Genomic DNA, 14,708 nt, shown 5'->3' on the forward strand with positions numbered 1-14,708 from the left:
GCAGAAATGGCATCAAGAGCGCATTGGTGATGCCATAGGACACGAAGTGTGAATAGTTGCCCGCGTGTTACCTGAAGCTTTTCATCGATGGTTTTTCTCCTGCGCATTCTCTAAGGGGAATGAATGCTCGGGCCCCGGAAACTTCGACATTTGCACGTCGTCAATGAAGTTGCGAGCTGCTCCGAGCAATACGCCACGAAGGTCGGCGTATTGTTTGACGAATCTGGGCAGATGCCCGGTTCGCAACCCCGCCATGTCCTGCCAGACCAACACCTGTGCATCGCAACCCACGCCGGCGCCGATGCCAACCGTGGGGATGGAAACGGCGGCGCTGATTTGCGTCGCGACTTCGTCAGGCACCATTTCGATCAATAAAGCAAAGGCACCCGCTGCTTCGAAGGCGCGGGCGCTTTCGATCAGCCGTTGGGCATCATGCCCCCGTCCCTGAACACGATAGCCGCCGAGTTGATGTTCAGCCTGCGGTGTAAAACCGATGTGGGCCATCACGGGAATGCCTGATCCTGCGAGTTTTTCAACCTGCGGCAGCATTTCAACGCCGCCTTCGATCTTGACCGCGTGTGCACCTGCTTCTTTCATGAAACGCACGGCGGTATGGAAGCACTGCTCTGGCGACGCCTGATACGAGCCGAACGGGAGATCCGCAATCACCAGTGGTCTGCGGGTTGTCCGGCTGACGGCACGCACCAGTGGAATCAGCTCGTCAACTGTCACTGGCAACGTTGATTCGTGGCCGAAAACGTTGTTTGAAGCCGAGTCGCCCACCAGCAAAACGGGAATCCCGGCCTCTTCAAAAATACTTGCGGCGTACATGTCGTAGGCTGTGAGCATTGCCCATTTCTGCCCAAGCGCCTTCAATCGCTGAAGATGGGGAATACGGATACGGGGCTGCTTTTCCGGGCTTTGGTTACTGCCGTACAGCGAAGTTGTGTCACTCATGGTGGTTCCTTTGGCGAGCGCCAGGTTTCAGTTCGGGAGCTGTTCAGCCAACAGAATCGCGGCGATAAGAATCATGATTGCGCCCGACAGGCGACTGACGAATCGCGCCGCCACCGGCCGTGCCTGTAAAACAGAACGCGAGCCGAACCCCACCAGCAGATAAATCACCCCACAGCTGAGCGCATGCAACAGACCCAGCGCCATGATCTGCATCGGCACCGGCCATGCCGCTGTCGGGTCAGTGAATTGCGGCAGCAGTGCCAGGAACAACAGAAAAACCTTGGGATTGAGGCCGCTGACGCAGGCGCCTTTGAGCGTCCAGCGCGACCAGGATCCGGATGCCTGGGTCTCTGCCGCTTCGGGCGTGGAGGGGTTTCGCAACATGTTGATGCCCAGCCACAGCAGATAAAGGCTGCCACCAATCGTCAGCACCGAGAGGGCAAGGGGATTGCTCGCCACCAGACCGCCGACGCCGGCGGCAACCACCAGCGTTGCGAGCAAATGGCCGATCAGCAAACCGGCCACGGCGGGCAGCACCACGCGACCAAACAGCCCTGCCGAGATGGCATAGGCCCAATCCGCGCCGGGGGTGATGACGAACAAAAACGAAACCGCCCAGAAGGCGGCAAAAACACTCAGGGACATTTTGATCTCGCAAACAATCGGCTCAAGGCGTGCAACGTTCACGAAAAAGAATAGAGATATCGGGCTAGAATCTTTTCTCAAATATTCCAGTCGAGAGAGCCTGAAGTGGGAGAAAAATGCTGATGGACAGGATTGACCAGAAGATTCTTGCGGAGCTGCAAGCCGACGGTCGTCTTTCGATCACCGAGCTCGCCGATCGGGTCGGGCTCAGCCTGTCTCCCTGCCATCGTCGAGTTCGGGCGCTTGAAGAGAGCGGGGTGATCGTCGGCTATCGCGCGCAACTGGCCCCGGCAGCGCTGGGGCTGAATTTTTCGGCGATGGTGTTTGTGACGCTGCGCGAGGGCAATCGCCAGGCGGTGGAGGCTTTCGAAGACTCGGTGACGCAGATTCCGCAAGTCGTCGAGGCGCAGCGACTGTTCGGCGAACCCGATTATCTGCTGCACGTCGTTGCGCGGGATCTGCCGGCGTTTCAGCAGCTTTACGACGAGCGCCTGTCCAGCCTGCCCAACGTCCAGCGACTGACGTCCACGCTGGTGATGAAACGGGTGATTCAGGATCGTTCGCTGCCGCTTTGAATGGCAGCGAACGGTTACGCGGTGGCGTCAAACGCCTCGTGGTAGCTGACGACGCCGACCGGCAGCTCACCTTCAAACGCCAACGCCTGAAAATACTCCGCCGGAATCCCCGGTAACTCCAGACCCGCATGGGCCTTGAAGCCAAAACGCCCGTAGTAGCCCGGATCGCCAAGCACCACGCAACCAACCCCGCCAATGCGCTGCAATTGCGCCAGCGAGGCTTTCATCAGCGCCGAGCCGATGCCTTGCTGCTGGCGGGTCGGGCACACGGAGATCGGGCCGAGGCCGTACCAGCCTTGGGCGCCGGAGGAAATCGTCACGGGGGAAATGGCGACATGGCCGACCACCGTGTCGTTCTCCACTGCAACCAGCGAAATGCTGAGCTGGCCGGCGCGGCGCAGGGCGTTGACGATGAATTGTTCGGTGTGGCTTGAGTGTTCTTCGTGCTGGAACGCGGCCTCGGTGATTCGGGTGATGGCGTCGATGTCTTCGGGGCGTTCGTTGCGGATTGTGAGGGTCATGTGCATTCGTTCTCGGGAGTACCCGCCAAAGTCTGGCGGATTGCGCTCCCGAGTGTGTTGCAAAAGTGTGAGCGCTCCCTGCGCACCGCCTTACGCCTCTGGCAATCTGGCAATCACCTTGATCTCGAACTGAAAGCCATACAGCCACGTCACGCCGACCGCCGTAATCGTCGGATGCGGCGCCTCGCCCCAGAACTCCGGCACCACTTCCCAGATGGTTTCGAAGGTCGATTGCGGATCGACCATGAACACCGTCACGTCCACCACGTCATCGAAGCTGCCGCCAGCCGCGCCGAGGATCGCATTGAGGTTGGTGAAGGCCAGTCGCACCTGTTGCTTGAGATCCGGTTCCGGCGAGCCGTCCTCAAGGCTGCCGACCTGGCCTGAGACAAACAGAAAACCATTGGAACGAACTGCCGGGGAATAACGATTGCGCTCGTAGAGGGCATGGCGTCCGGGCGGGAAAACCACGTCGCGTTTTGGCTGGGCACGGGTCATGGGGTGTCTCCTTCAATGGGTTGAAAACCGGTGATGGAGCAACTTTATGGGCTTGCCTCGGCGCGATAAACGCGCAACCTTGGCGATCACTGTTTGCAAATCCCAAACAATCGAGCCGCTATCAGAGGTGGGATATGGACCGTTTTGACGCGATGCAAGCCTTCGCCCGAGTGGTGGAGGCCGGCAGTTTCACCAAGGCCGCCGAAACCCTGCACATGAGCAAGACCACCGTGACCCAGCTCGTCCAGCAACTGGAGGCGCGGCTGCGAGTGAAGTTGCTCAACCGCACCACGCGCAAGGTCAACGCCACGGCGGACGGCGCGGCCTATTACGAGCGGGTGATCAAGTTGCTGGCAGACATGGACGATGCCGAAACCAGCCTGCCTGGCGCGGCAGCGCAGCCCAAGGGACGCTTGCGGGTCGACGTGCCCAGTCCACTGGCCAATCTGATTCTGGTGCCGGCGCTGCCCGAGTTTTACGCGCGCTACCCGGAGATCCAGATCGACATGGGCGTCAGTGACCGGATCGTCGACATCATCGATGAAAACGTTGACTGCGTGGTGCGTGGCGGCGAGCTGCGGGATCAGTCGCTGATGGCCCGGAAGGTGGCGGATCTTCAACTTGGCGTGTACGCCGCGCCAAGTTATCTGGCCCGCGCCGGGACCCCGATGCATCCCCGGGAGCTCGAAGACAGCCATCATCGGGTAGTCGGTTTCCTTTGGGCGCGCACCGGCAAACCGGTGCCGTACGCCCTGCACAATGAACACGAAGATTTGCAGATCAAGGGCCGCCATATGCTGGCGGTCGATGACGGCAATGCCTATTTGTCGGCGGGCCTCGCGGGGTTGGGCGTGTTGTGGCTGCCCAGGTACATGTCCAAAGCACACGAGGCGAGCGGTGATCTGGTGCCGCTGTTTGAAGACTGGCGCCTCGATCCCATGCCGCTCTACGTCGCCTACCCGCCGAACCGCCACATCAGTCGCAAGTTGCGAGTGTTCATCGACTGGATCGCCGAAGTGATGGCCCGCCACGCACCGGTCATGGATCGCTCAGGTTCGCCAGCAACCACTCGGTAAAACTGCGGGCCATCGGATCGTTTTCACTGTCGCGGTGGGTCAGCAGCGCCCAGTTCGGGCCGCGAATGGTCTCGTCCACCAAGGGCTGCAACAGCCCGTCGGCCCGAGCCTTGCGGCTGAGCAACTGGCTGACCAGCGCGATGCCGAGCCCGCCGCAGGCTGCGTCCAGCAACAGGCCCGGATCGGAAAAGTTCAGGCCCTGATCCTGCTGGCCGACGTCGATTCCCGATTCCACCGCCCAATGGCTCCAGTCCATTTCCCGCTCGCCGTGCAGCGTTGTCCGCTGCGCGCTCGGCACATTTAACAAGCTCGGATGACACGCCGGATAGAGCCGATCTGCGTGCAGTACTTTGAAGCTGCATTCAGCCTGCGAACTGATGTCGTCGCGCACCGCCAGATCGATGGTCTGGGTCGCCATGTCCGGCACTTCATCGGTGCTGAAAATCCACAGATCCACATTCGGATGCTGACGGCGGAAATCCCCCAGACGCGGCAGCAACCAGTGCCGGGCAAACGCCGGCGTGGTGTTGAGCACCAGTTGATTGGGTTTCTGGTATTGCCCCAGCCGCCGAATTCCCACCGACAGTTGCTGCAGCATCGCCTGGGTGGTGCTGAGCAAATCGTGGCCGGCGTCGGTCAGGCTGACGCTGCGCCCGCTGCGGAAAAACAGAGGCTGTTCCAGATACGCCTCAAGGCTGCGGATCTGCTGGCTGATGGCCGACTGCGTGAGGCTCAGCTCCTCCGCGGCCTTGTGAAAACTGCCCAGCCTTGCGGCGGCTTCGAAGCCGCGCAACGAGCTGAGGGGTGGCCAGTGTTTCAGCATGATCGATAAGTTCCTCTAATCAGTTTTCCGCTAAATCCATCGTTTGTTTGCCCTGAAGGCCGCCATTAGCATGCACGTCAACGCCGCCAAGGCTGTTTTCATTGAACACAATGGCTTAACTCAAAGGGCTTTTTACCATGCAGCAGAACAAAAACAACAACAGCGGTTGGATGATGCCGGCAGAGTGGGTGACGCACGCGGCGACCTGGATGGTCTGGCCACACAATCAGGCCCTGTGGGAATCGGGTTGGGGCGTCACCTTGCCGTTGGTGCAGGAAGATTTCGCCCGCGTCGCCAATGCCATCGCCCGTTTCGAACCGGTGAAAATGGTTGTCGATCCGTCGGCCATCGCCCGTGCCAAAGCCTTGTGCGGACCGAACATCGAACTGATTCCACTGGCCGTCAACGACAGCTGGTGCCGCGACTCGGGCCCAAGCTTCGTCGTGCATCCGGAGCAAGGCCTGGCTGGCGTGAGCTGGCGCTTCAACGCCTGGGGCGGCAAGTCCGCGCATGATCTGGACGAAAGCCTGGCCCGTCGCGTGCTCAATCACCTGGGCGGCGAGTGCTTCGGCACGGCGCTGAGCAACGAGGGCGGCGCGATCCACGTGGACGGCGAGGGCACGTTGATCACCACCGAATCGGTGCTGCTCAATCCCAACCGCAACTCCGGCGTGAGCAAGGCCGAGATGGAAGAAATCTTCAGCCGCCTGCTCGGCGTGAAGAAAACCATCTGGCTGCCGGGCGATCCGGATTACGTCACCGGCGACATGACCGACGGCCACGTCGATGGCGTCTGCGCCTTCGCCCGCCCTGGCGTGTTGCTGGTGGACGCGACTCATGATCGCAGTTCGGTGTATGCCGAAGTCGTGCGGGAAAACCGTCGTGCGCTGGAACTGGCCACCGATGCTCAGGGCCGCAAATTCGAGCTGATCGAGCTGTACGAAGCCACCGATGCGGTGGATACCGAAGCCGAAGTGTTCTGCGCCTCGTACACCAATTTCTACATCGCCAACGGCGCGATCATCATGCCGGCGTACGGCATCGAGGCCGACCATGTCGCGGCAGAAACCCTGGCCAAGGCGTTCCCGGGCCGCGAAGTAGTGCCGGTGCAGATCAATCACCTGGCCCATGGGGGCGGCGGTGTGCACTGCATCACCCAGCAACAGCCAGCCTGGCCGGTGGAGGGTTGATCGATGACGTTGCTGACAGTCGCCACCACCCAGATGCCGTGCACCTGGGACCTGAAAAGCAACCTCGACCGCGCCGAGCAGTTGGTGCGTGAAGCGGCCGCGCAGGGCGCGCAAGTGATCCTGTTGCAGGAGCTGTTCGCCACGCCGTATTTCTGCATCGAGCAGAGCCACCAGCACATGGCGCTGGCCGAGGAGTACCGCGACAGTCAGGTGCTGTCGCGCTTCGCCGCGCTGGCCCGTGAACTGGGCGTTGTGTTGCCGTTGAGCTGGTACGAGAAGGCCGGCAACGCCTACTTCAACTCCCTGAGCGTGGCCGATGCCGACGGGCGCCTGTTGGGCGTGTACCGCAAGACCCACATCCCCAACGCCATCGGTTATCAGGAGAAGGAATACTTCAGCCCCGGCGATACCGGTTTCAAAGTCTGGGACACCGCGTTCGGCCGCCTCGGCGTGGGCATCTGCTGGGATCAGTGGTTTCCGGAAACCGCCCGTTGCCTGGCCTTGATGGGCGCTGAGGTGCTGCTGTTCCCGACGGCCATCGGCTCGGAACCGGGCTGCGCGGATCTGGATTCGCGCGACCACTGGCAGATGACCATGCGTGGCCACGCGGCTGCCAACCTGCTGCCGGTGATCGCGTCCAACCGCGTTGGCCGTGAAGTGGCGGGCAGCGATGCGGCGCTGCAAATGAATTTCTACGGCTCGTCGTTCATCTGCAACCACAAGGGAAAAATGCTCGCCGAAGCCGACCGCGCCAGCACCGGCGTGTTGGTGCAAAGCCTGGATCTGGCAGCCATGCGTGAAGATCGCCTGAGCTGGGGCATCTACCGCGACCGTCGCCCGGAAATGTATGGCGCATTGTTGAGCCAGGACGGCCGTCACCTTAACGCCCGCTGGAATCCTCAAGGAGTCTGATATGCCTACTTCACACAAGTGGTTGCTGGGCGCTCTGGGCCTGGCGCTGGCCGGTTTGATGCCCGCCGTACACGCCGAAGACAAGACCCTGCGGCTGTACAACTGGGCGGATTATTTCGCTGAAGACACGTTGAGCAAATTCACCGCCGAAACCGGGATCAAGGTGATCTACGACGTGATGGATGGCAGCGAAACCCTGGAAGCCAAGATGCTTTCCGGCGGCAGCGGCTACGACCTGATCTTCCCCGGCGACACCGTGGCCGAACGCCTGATGCGCGCCGGCAGCCTGTTGCCGCTGGATCCTTCGAAAGTCACGGCGATGAACGACATTGAGCCGGGCCTGCAAAAACTGCGCAGCCATTACGAGCATTCGAACAAGGCCACCGTGCCGTACACCTGGGGCACCATCGGTCTGACCTACAACGCCGAGCAGATCAAACAGCGTATGGCCGATGCGCCGGTCAATAGTCTCGACATGCTGTTCAAACCGGAACTGGCCGCGAAGTTTGCCGATTGCGGGATTTCGATGATCGATTCGCCGGACGAAGTGCTGGCCGTGGTGCTCAACTATCTGGGCCGCGACCCGCGCAGCGCCAAGCCCGCGGATCTGGCAGCGGCCAGTGATCTGCTGATGAAGTTGCGGCCGTATATCCGCAAGTTCCAGTCGCAACCGGTGACCGATCTGGTCAACGGCAACCTGTGCCTGTCCCTCGGCTACAGCGGCGACATGACCCAGGCCCAGCGCACTTCGGACAGCGCCGGCAAGCAGACCCGCTTCCAGTACCGCGTGCCGCGCGAAGGCACCACGGTGTGGATGGACACCATGGCCATTCCGGTCGATGCCAAACATCCAGAATACGCCTACGAATTCATCAACTTCGTGATGCGCCCGGAGAACATGGCCGCGATCAGCAATTTCACCGGTTACCCGACCTCCAACGCCAAGGCCCGGCCAAACGTGGATGAGGCGATGCGCAACAACCCGGACATCTACCTCGACGAAGCGACCTATGCTCGTTTGATACCGGGCAAGGATATTCCCCAGGCCGACATGCGCGCCCGCATGCGCACCTGGACCAAGTTCAAGACCGCCACTGCAAAGTGATTTTTCCGGGCTGCTTCGGCTACCCCTTACACATCAGGAAGTTACACATGCCAACTCGTCGCGAGTTCATCAAACAGGTTTCAGTTGCCGCCGGCGTAGGCGCTGCCGTCATGGGCCTCGGCCTGTCACCGGCGCGGGTACTGGCGGCCAGCGAAGGTCGCTGGTTCATGCCCGACGAGGGCGACAAGCACGAGCGCGCCTACATGGCCTTCGGCGCGCAGGACGCGATCTGGGAAGACTTCACCGAAGACGTTCAGGAAGCGCTGGGCCGGATCGCCCGCGCCATCGCCCGCTACGAACCGCTGACCATCTATTGCCGCAGCGGCGAACGTAGCCTGGCCGAAGAGATTTGTGGCACCTCCAACATCACCTACCAGATCGCCAACCTCGACGACATCTGGATGCGTGACATCAGCGCCAACTTCGTCATCGACGACAAAAACGGACTCGGCGCCGTGGACTTCAATTTCAGCGGCTGGGGCAACAAGCAACAGCACTCGAAAGACGCGAAAATCGCCAAACGCGTGGCGGCCGATGCGCAGGCGACCTACCAGCGCAGCGAACTGGTGGGCGAGGGCGGCGGCATCGAAGTCGACGGCCACGGCACCGCGATCATGACCGAAAGCTGCTGGATCAACGAAAACCGCAACCCTGGCTGGAGCAAGGCCGATGTTGAGGCCGAGTTGAAAGCACGTTTGGGCCTGCGCAAGATCATCTGGCTGCCGGGCATCAAGGGCAAGGACATCACCGATGCCCACGTCGATTTCTACGCGCGCTTCGTCACGCCCGGCGTGGTCATCGCCAACCTCGACACCGACCCGCGCTCCTACGACAACAAGGTCACCCTGGCGCACCTGGAAATCCTGAAAAAGGCCACCGACGCCGACGGTCGCCCGTTGCAGATCCACACCGTGTCGCCACCGCTGAAACCGCGCAAGACCAAGTTCAACAGGGATAACGACGATTTCGCGGCCGGTTACATCAACTATTTCGTGATCAACGGCGCGGTGATCGCTCCGGAGTTTGGCGACAAGGACGCCGACAAGAAGGCCTTCGACCTGCTGAAAAAGCTCTACCCGAACCGCGACGTGGTGCAGATAAACATCGACGCCATCGCGGCCGGTGGTGGCGGGATTCACTGCGTGACCAGTCACCAGCCGGCGTGAGCCTGAGCCTCAGCGGAAACGTTGGGGCAGGGCCTCGGCAAAGGGATAGAAGTCGAACCACGGTTTGGCTTCTTCGATCACCCGACTGAACGACGGGCGCTGCACCAGCCGTTCGAAATAGGCGCTCAGGCGCGGTTGTTCGGCGGCAAACGGCACCAGCGTGCTGGCGTAGAACAGGGCCGGCGCGGCGGAGCAATCGGCCAGGCTGAAATCCGCGCTGGCGATCCATTCGCGGTCCGCCAGTTGTTGTTCAAGCATGCCGTACGCCGTGGCCAGCAGCGCCCGCTGACTGCTCAGGTCGCCATTGGCGGACTGGATGCGGTCGGCGACGATCTGCTGCATCGGCGTCATCACGTAATGGTCGAAAAACCGGTCCCAAAGACGCACGTCCAGCGCGGTCTCCCAGTCTTCGGGAATCAGTCGCTGCGACTGCCCCGGTTGATGATCCAGGTACTCGATGATCACGCTCGATTCCGGCACCGTGCGCTGGCGCACGTGATCGCGCAACACCGGGAATTTGACCAGCGGCCACAGCGCCTGAAGCTCGGCCCGCTCGGCTTCGCTGGACAGATCGATCAGGCGTTTCTCGAAGGCGACGCCGTGTTCGTAGAGGGCGATCAGCGCTTTGTGGCAGTAGGACGACAACGGGTGGTAATAGAGGGTCAAGTCCATCGTTCAACACCTCGATGAGGGGGAATGGCGTTACTCAGGTATAGCGCGCCTGCGCACCGCCACGCATTTGATTTCCACCAGCAACCCCGGGTGAGCCAGTTCGCTGACGCCGATGCAGGTCCAGGCACAGAAGCCTTTGGGGAATACGCGGTTTTTCACTTCGCGAAACACCGGCATGTGTTGGCTCATGTCGACGTGATAGGTGGTCATCTCCACCACATCGTCGAAGGTGCAGCCACCGGCCTTCAGCACTTCGGCGAGGTTTTCCCAGGCACGGATGAACTGTTGCTCGGGGTCTTCGATGACTTTCAAATCAACCGTCCGGCCTACCTGACCGGCGCAGTAAAGCGTATCGCCGACCATAACCGCCGGCGCGTAACCGGCGCGTTCGACGATGGGTTTCATGGAGTCGGGGATGATGATTTTGCGATCGGGCATCGTGTTTACCTTCAATGACGGATTTCAACGACCGTGCGCGGCCGCTGCCAACTGCTCGGTATCCACTCGCACAAATACTGAATCGCCCACCGCCGTCAGCACACCCCCGGCGTAGACCTCGCAGATCACCCGGGTCTTGCGCCCGACTTCGCCGTCGACTCGGGCCTTCAGCGTCAACGGCAGACCCATTGGCGTCGGTTTGATGAACTTGATGCCGAGGTTGCCGGTGACGCAGTTGATGCGCGGCAGGCTTTCGGCTTCACGTTGCTCGGCCCGGTAGTGATAAGCCATCGCGGTCCAGTTGGAGTGGCAGTCCACCAGCATCGCGATCAGGCCGCCGTAGACCAGCTCCGGCCAGCCGCAGTATTTGGCTTCGGGCACGTGCTCGGCCATGACGTGCACGCCGTCCTCGTGCCAGAAACTCTTGATGTGCAAACCGTGCGGGTTGCTGCTGCCGCAGCCAAAGCAGACGCCCTCGGGGGCGGCGGTATCTTGCAGGGAGGTGTCGTGGGACATGCCGGGGTCATCCTTAAACTGTTAGCCGAACCGGGCGGATTCTAACCCTGAATAAAGGACGCAGCTCGAGCAATGCGATTGTTCGCTCAGGCGGTACGGGTCTGGGCGAGCCGTCAGATCAACAACCCCAGCGTATCGCGGCGCACTAGGTGCGCTGCGCCAGGTTGCGTTGAAACTCTTCGAAGCTACAGGGCAGCGTCGTGGCTTTGCGTTTTTTCGACTTGTCGCGCTCGTCCGGCAGTTGATCGCTCAGTTCCCAGACCTCGAGCATCTTGGCGTATTCGAAGGCGTGGCGCGGGTCGATCTGAATCCACTGCTGGAACGCCTGGCGTTCGTCGGGCGTGCAGGTTTCGTCTTGCAGGCGCAGGCACCAGTGCGCCGCTTGCGTCAGGATTTCATCATCTGCGTCGTTCATTGACGGGTTCCAGAAGGGGCGAAGACTGCAGTTTACGTGGGTGCTTGCAAAAAAAACGTCAAAGCACCGAAAGGATTTAGTCGGCAGTCACGGACAGAACGCGCGCGTGCCGGACAGATCGCGCCGCCATTTACGCTTTTCGAAGAATTGCCATATTCAGTCACATTTCATTGTAGATAGTGGGCAGCCCAACCGGTTTCCAATGAGGCTGCATCGTGTTTCCACGTCTTCTGTGTTCGCTGTCCGTATTGAGTCTGTCCATCGCCGCCGCCCACGCGGCCGACCTTGATACCCCGCGCCTGAAAGGCATCGACAACTTCCGCGATATCGCCGGTATCACCACCGCTTATTCCACGGCCCATGACGGAACGATGCGCGCTGGTGTGTTCTACCGCTCCAACGCGCTGACGCCGACAGCGTCGGACCTGGCGACCCTCAACGGTCTGGGGATCAAGGCCGTATACGACCTGCGCACCCCCAGCGAAATCGCCGGCACGCCGGACACGATGATCAGCGGGGCGACCTATCAGAACATCGACATCATCGGCGCCACCACGTCGGGCGCGAACATCACCACGGTCTCGTTCAAAAGCGCGGCCGATGCGATTGCGATGATGCAGGAAACCAACCGCGCGTTTGTCAGCGACGCCGGCATGCGCGGGCAGCTGGGTGTGCTGTTCAACGAATTGGCCGGTGTCGACGGCGCCGCGCTGTTCCATTGCACCGCCGGCAAGGACCGCACCGGCTGGACGGCCGCCGTGCTGCAAAGCATCGCCGGGGTCGACAACGCGACGATCATGAGCAACTACCTGGCGACCAACGACTACACCGCCGAACGGGTCGCCAAGACCCTGGCGATGATGCCGCCGAGCATGGCCGCGATCTATGCGCCGCTGCTGGGCGTCGAGGCGAGTTATCTGCAAGCGGGCCTGGATCAGGTGACCGCGCAATACGGCAGCATGGACAACTACCTCAAGCAGGGGCTGGGTCTGTCCCAGGAAACCATCTATGTGCTGCGCGGCAAAATGGTCGAGTACAACAGCCTGCCCGGTCAGACAGGGCTGATCGGCAACGCCGCCGCTGGCGCGCAACTGTTGCAGGAATTGCAGAACAGCAAACTCTCGGGCACTTACAGCGCCTACAACTACTACCTGCAATCGGCCATCGACGCCGGCACTCTGGGCGGTGTCGAGTCCACGGTCGGCGGTCAGGTGCACGCCGATGCTGCGAGTTACCTGCTGCGTCAGAACTCGATGATCGAGCAGGCCGCCGCGCCATTCGCCAGCGGTACTGACCTCAAGGTCGGCCAATATCGTTTGTGGAGCACCGCGCTCGCCGGTTACCTCGGCACCGACGGCTCGGCCCATATGCAAAGCAGCAACGAACACAGTCAGGGCCTGATGATTGGCGTCACTCAGCGCTTCTCCGAACAACTCAGTGCGCGCGGCGGCATCGGTTACAGCAAAGGCTCGGTGGGTGGCGCGGGTGGCGAGGTCGATACCGATTTCACGTTCTTTAACCTTGGCGCCCGTTATGGTTTCACCAGCCTGGAACGTGGCCTGTTTGTCGACGCCAACCTCAGCGCCGGTTATGTCGACTACGACAGCAAACGCGACCTCGGCGGCGGCCTCGGTTCGGCGAAGGGCGACACCCACGGCAACCTCAGCGGCGCCACGTTGGCACTCGGTTATCGGATGCCGCTGAACACTGTGATTCTGGAACCGAGCCTCGGCGTGCGGGTCAGCCGTCTGGACCTGTCGGGATTCCAGGAGAAGGGCAGCGAATTGGCCCTTAATGTCGATGACATTCAAGAAACCCGCCGCAGCGCGGTGGCCAATCTCGACGTCTCGTTCGCCCCGATGCCGATGGGCGCGTGGCAACTGGTGCCGGGCGTGCGGGTCGGTTATGAGCATGTGCTGGGCGATCATCAGGTCGACAGCGAAGGGCACCTGCTGGGGCTGGATATCGAACAACGCGCGGCGTTCGACAACCGCGACCAGTTCAGCGGCGGCGTCAACCTCATGGCCAACCTGGGCGCCCTCAGTCTGGGCGCTGAAGCCGGTGCCAGCGGTGGCGGTGACAGCCACGGTTTCAGCGGCGGGCTCAAGGCCAGTTATCAGTTCTGACCAACCTGAAGGTGAAGAAAAAGGACTGCCTCAGCGCAGTCCTTTTCGCATTTCTGCAGGGCTCACGCCGTAGGCATCCTGAAAGTACTGGCAGAACCGGCCGACGTTGCTGAACCCGAATTGCAGGGCCACGTCGGTCACCGATGATGATGGGCCTTGCTTCAATGCATCACAGGCACGCTCCAGCCTGACCTGTCGCTGGTACGCGACAATCGAGGTGCCGACGAACCGCCGGAAGCCTTCCTGCAACGCCCGCAGGCTGACGTTTACCAGCCCCGCCAGATCCGTTCCGCTGACCATCTGCTCGGGATGCGCCTGAATGTATTCGATGGCCTGTTTCACATGCCGTGGCGTGATCTGCGCCTCGGGGCGGCGCAAGGCCTCGCTGAAGTTGTGCGGCCAGGCTTCCAGTACCGCGTCCACCAGCATCTCCCGCAGCCGCGACGGCATCAGCGAACCAGCGTTCAACAACAGATCGAATTCAGTGCCGGTGGCCAGATCGATCAGCGCACGAATGCCCTGAAACGCCGGGCTGTTCAGATCCACCCTCGGCTCGAAATGCAGCTTGTGCACGATCGGTCGGCCCAGCAGTGACGAAAGCCGTTCGGTGAACGCCGCACGGCTGATCGACATGCCGTGCTGGGCGTGATTGTCGACGAAACGCATCGAACGCAGATCCGCCTTGTCGATGGCCAGCCCGATGTGCGGCAGACCCAGGGATTCGGCCGAGTCGTTGAAGATGATCCGGCCGGCGGTGGGAATCACGAAGGTAATTTCGTCGTAGGGCTCGGGGAACGCCACGGTGAAATCGCCCCGGTAATGCATGCGCCGGAAACTCACCCCATCGTGCCGCCCGTAGACGCCGCCGATGATGATGTCCTTGGGCGGCGGCGGGGTGTCGCCATAACGATTGCCGAACATGCGGGAGAACAGCGCGCCGAAGTCGTCGCAGGACATATCGGCGGATCTGAGGATGATGGTCTGGCGCGTCGGGCTTGAGTACACCGGGAAGGTCACCTTGGCAGTCGGGGCAAAGAGGCGCGAAGACGTTAGCAACCAAGAGTGACAGCGAC

At 61.4% G+C, this 14,708-nt stretch carries 17 protein-coding genes; 7 read left to right on the forward strand and 10 right to left on the reverse strand.

All coding sequences use genetic code 11. The features are described 5' to 3' along the window. Positions 1 to 81: 81 nt before the first annotated feature. Positions 82 to 957 carry a 3-methyl-2-oxobutanoate hydroxymethyltransferase gene (gene panB, locus K5E37_RS22310; protein ID WP_221535162.1) on the reverse strand — a complete coding sequence of 292 codons (876 nt, stop codon included), beginning with the start codon at positions 955 to 957 and terminating at the stop codon, positions 82 to 84. Between the two features lie 27 nt (positions 958 to 984). Further along, the gene (locus K5E37_RS22315; protein ID WP_221535163.1) at positions 985 to 1,602 is read right to left on the reverse strand and encodes a LysE family translocator; all 618 of its coding nucleotides are present in this window, start codon (positions 1,600 to 1,602) and stop codon (positions 985 to 987) included. 122 nt (positions 1,603 to 1,724) lie between these two features. Here K5E37_RS22315 and K5E37_RS22320 point away from each other — a divergent pair, with 122 nt between their 5' ends. Next, the gene (locus tag K5E37_RS22320; RefSeq protein ID WP_221535164.1) at positions 1,725 to 2,177 is read left to right on the forward strand and encodes an Lrp/AsnC family transcriptional regulator; all 453 of its coding nucleotides are present in this window, start codon (positions 1,725 to 1,727) and stop codon (positions 2,175 to 2,177) included. 14 nt (positions 2,178 to 2,191) lie between these two features. Here the strand turns inward: K5E37_RS22320 and K5E37_RS22325 are convergent, their stop codons facing one another. Together K5E37_RS22325 and K5E37_RS22330 are read right to left on the reverse strand one after the other, a co-directional pair. Further along, positions 2,192 to 2,698: a GNAT family N-acetyltransferase gene (locus tag K5E37_RS22325; RefSeq protein WP_221535165.1), complete on the reverse strand. Its 507-nt coding sequence runs from the start codon at positions 2,696 to 2,698 to the stop codon at positions 2,192 to 2,194. 90 nt (positions 2,699 to 2,788) lie between these two features. Next, complete coding sequence (locus tag K5E37_RS22330) at positions 2,789 to 3,196, reverse strand: RidA family protein (protein ID WP_127797862.1); 408 nt, start codon at positions 3,194 to 3,196, stop codon at positions 2,789 to 2,791. Between the two features lie 134 nt (positions 3,197 to 3,330). On the opposite strand from K5E37_RS22330, the gene K5E37_RS22335 reads away from it, so the two are divergent. After that, positions 3,331 to 4,272: a LysR family transcriptional regulator gene (locus tag K5E37_RS22335; RefSeq protein WP_221535166.1), complete on the forward strand. Its 942-nt coding sequence runs from the start codon at positions 3,331 to 3,333 to the stop codon at positions 4,270 to 4,272. On the opposite strand, the gene K5E37_RS22340 is transcribed toward K5E37_RS22335, so the two are convergent. Further along, positions 4,235 to 5,095: a LysR substrate-binding domain-containing protein gene (locus K5E37_RS22340; RefSeq protein ID WP_221535167.1), complete on the reverse strand. Its 861-nt coding sequence runs from the start codon at positions 5,093 to 5,095 to the stop codon at positions 4,235 to 4,237. The two genes, K5E37_RS22335 and K5E37_RS22340, sit on opposite strands and share 38 nt — an antisense overlap. 137 nt (positions 5,096 to 5,232) lie before the next feature. Between K5E37_RS22340 and K5E37_RS22345 the strand changes: the two genes are divergently transcribed. The 4 genes from K5E37_RS22345 to K5E37_RS22360 are packed head-to-tail and all read left to right on the forward strand — an operon-like array spanning position 5,233 to position 9,468. Beyond that, positions 5,233 to 6,285: an agmatine/peptidylarginine deiminase gene (locus K5E37_RS22345; protein WP_221535168.1), complete on the forward strand. Its 1,053-nt coding sequence runs from the start codon at positions 5,233 to 5,235 to the stop codon at positions 6,283 to 6,285. 3 nt (positions 6,286 to 6,288) lie between these two features. Then, positions 6,289 to 7,197: an N-carbamoylputrescine amidase gene (gene aguB, locus K5E37_RS22350; RefSeq protein WP_221535169.1), complete on the forward strand. Its 909-nt coding sequence runs from the start codon at positions 6,289 to 6,291 to the stop codon at positions 7,195 to 7,197. 1 nt (position 7,198) lies between these two features. Next, positions 7,199 to 8,302 (forward strand): extracellular solute-binding protein, encoded by a 1,104-nt coding sequence (locus K5E37_RS22355; RefSeq protein WP_221535170.1) that lies wholly within the window; start codon positions 7,199 to 7,201, stop codon positions 8,300 to 8,302. A 47-nt stretch (positions 8,303 to 8,349) separates the two neighbouring features. Beyond that, positions 8,350 to 9,468, forward strand: coding sequence for an agmatine/peptidylarginine deiminase (locus tag K5E37_RS22360; protein ID WP_221535171.1), 1,119 nt, complete (start codon positions 8,350 to 8,352; stop codon positions 9,466 to 9,468). 9 nt (positions 9,469 to 9,477) lie between these two features. Here K5E37_RS22360 and K5E37_RS22365 read toward each other — a convergent pair whose 3' ends face one another. The 4 genes from K5E37_RS22365 to K5E37_RS22380 all read right to left on the reverse strand — a co-directional run bounded on the left by K5E37_RS22365 (position 9,478) and on the right by K5E37_RS22380 (position 11,509). Further along, positions 9,478 to 10,140: a glutathione S-transferase family protein gene (locus tag K5E37_RS22365; RefSeq protein ID WP_221535172.1), complete on the reverse strand. Its 663-nt coding sequence runs from the start codon at positions 10,138 to 10,140 to the stop codon at positions 9,478 to 9,480. A 30-nt stretch (positions 10,141 to 10,170) separates the two neighbouring features. Next, entirely contained in the window at positions 10,171 to 10,578 is a 408-nt protein-coding gene (locus K5E37_RS22370) for a RidA family protein (RefSeq protein WP_221535173.1), read from the reverse strand. Positions 10,579 to 10,602: 24 nt separating this feature from the next. Beyond that, positions 10,603 to 11,094, reverse strand: a complete 492-nt coding sequence (locus tag K5E37_RS22375) for a PaaI family thioesterase (RefSeq protein WP_221535174.1) — start codon at positions 11,092 to 11,094, stop codon at positions 10,603 to 10,605. 145 nt (positions 11,095 to 11,239) lie between these two features. Beyond that, the gene (locus K5E37_RS22380; RefSeq protein WP_085604639.1) at positions 11,240 to 11,509 is read right to left on the reverse strand and encodes a DUF4880 domain-containing protein; all 270 of its coding nucleotides are present in this window, start codon (positions 11,507 to 11,509) and stop codon (positions 11,240 to 11,242) included. Positions 11,510 to 11,724: 215 nt separating this feature from the next. Between K5E37_RS22380 and K5E37_RS22385 the strand changes: the two genes are divergently transcribed. After that, on the forward strand, positions 11,725 to 13,635 hold the full coding sequence (locus tag K5E37_RS22385) for a tyrosine-protein phosphatase (protein WP_221535175.1): 1,911 nt from the start codon (positions 11,725 to 11,727) through the stop codon (positions 13,633 to 13,635). A 30-nt stretch (positions 13,636 to 13,665) separates the two neighbouring features. Here the strand turns inward: K5E37_RS22385 and K5E37_RS22390 are convergent, their stop codons facing one another. Beyond that, positions 13,666 to 14,640 (reverse strand): AraC family transcriptional regulator, encoded by a 975-nt coding sequence (locus K5E37_RS22390; RefSeq protein ID WP_221535176.1) that lies wholly within the window; start codon positions 14,638 to 14,640, stop codon positions 13,666 to 13,668. Positions 14,641 to 14,708: the final 68 nt, after the last annotated feature.

It is taken from the genome of Pseudomonas sp. RIT778, from assembly GCF_019718735.1.
Taxonomy (GTDB): Bacteria; Pseudomonadota; Gammaproteobacteria; order Pseudomonadales; family Pseudomonadaceae; genus Aquipseudomonas; species Aquipseudomonas aphyarum.

What these genes read in the sequence shown, in the direction of transcription:
- K5E37_RS22380 (WP_085604639.1), bottom strand. Translation starts at nt 11,509, where the DNA reads ATGAACGACGCAGATGATGAAATCCTGACGCAAGCGGCGCACTGGTGC.
- K5E37_RS22370 (WP_221535173.1), bottom strand. Translation starts at nt 10,578, where the DNA reads ATGCCCGATCGCAAAATCATCATCCCCGACTCCATGAAACCCATCGTC.
- K5E37_RS22325 (WP_221535165.1), bottom strand. Translation starts at nt 2,698, where the DNA reads ATGACCCTCACAATCCGCAACGAACGCCCCGAAGACATCGACGCCATC.
- K5E37_RS22330 (WP_127797862.1), bottom strand. Translation starts at nt 3,196, where the DNA reads ATGACCCGTGCCCAGCCAAAACGCGACGTGGTTTTCCCGCCCGGACGC.
- K5E37_RS22355 (WP_221535170.1), top strand. Translation starts at nt 7,199, where the DNA reads ATGCCTACTTCACACAAGTGGTTGCTGGGCGCTCTGGGCCTGGCGCTG.
- K5E37_RS22375 (WP_221535174.1), bottom strand. Translation starts at nt 11,094, where the DNA reads ATGTCCCACGACACCTCCCTGCAAGATACCGCCGCCCCCGAGGGCGTC.
- K5E37_RS22345 (WP_221535168.1), top strand. Translation starts at nt 5,233, where the DNA reads ATGCAGCAGAACAAAAACAACAACAGCGGTTGGATGATGCCGGCAGAG.
- K5E37_RS22320 (WP_221535164.1), top strand. Translation starts at nt 1,725, where the DNA reads ATGGACAGGATTGACCAGAAGATTCTTGCGGAGCTGCAAGCCGACGGT.
- panB (WP_221535162.1), bottom strand. Translation starts at nt 957, where the DNA reads ATGAGTGACACAACTTCGCTGTACGGCAGTAACCAAAGCCCGGAAAAG.
- K5E37_RS22315 (WP_221535163.1), bottom strand. Translation starts at nt 1,602, where the DNA reads ATGTCCCTGAGTGTTTTTGCCGCCTTCTGGGCGGTTTCGTTTTTGTTC.
- K5E37_RS22335 (WP_221535166.1), top strand. Translation starts at nt 3,331, where the DNA reads ATGGACCGTTTTGACGCGATGCAAGCCTTCGCCCGAGTGGTGGAGGCC.
- K5E37_RS22340 (WP_221535167.1), bottom strand. Translation starts at nt 5,095, where the DNA reads ATGCTGAAACACTGGCCACCCCTCAGCTCGTTGCGCGGCTTCGAAGCC.
- K5E37_RS22360 (WP_221535171.1), top strand. Translation starts at nt 8,350, where the DNA reads ATGCCAACTCGTCGCGAGTTCATCAAACAGGTTTCAGTTGCCGCCGGC.
- K5E37_RS22365 (WP_221535172.1), bottom strand. Translation starts at nt 10,140, where the DNA reads ATGGACTTGACCCTCTATTACCACCCGTTGTCGTCCTACTGCCACAAA.
- aguB (WP_221535169.1), top strand. Translation starts at nt 6,289, where the DNA reads ATGACGTTGCTGACAGTCGCCACCACCCAGATGCCGTGCACCTGGGAC.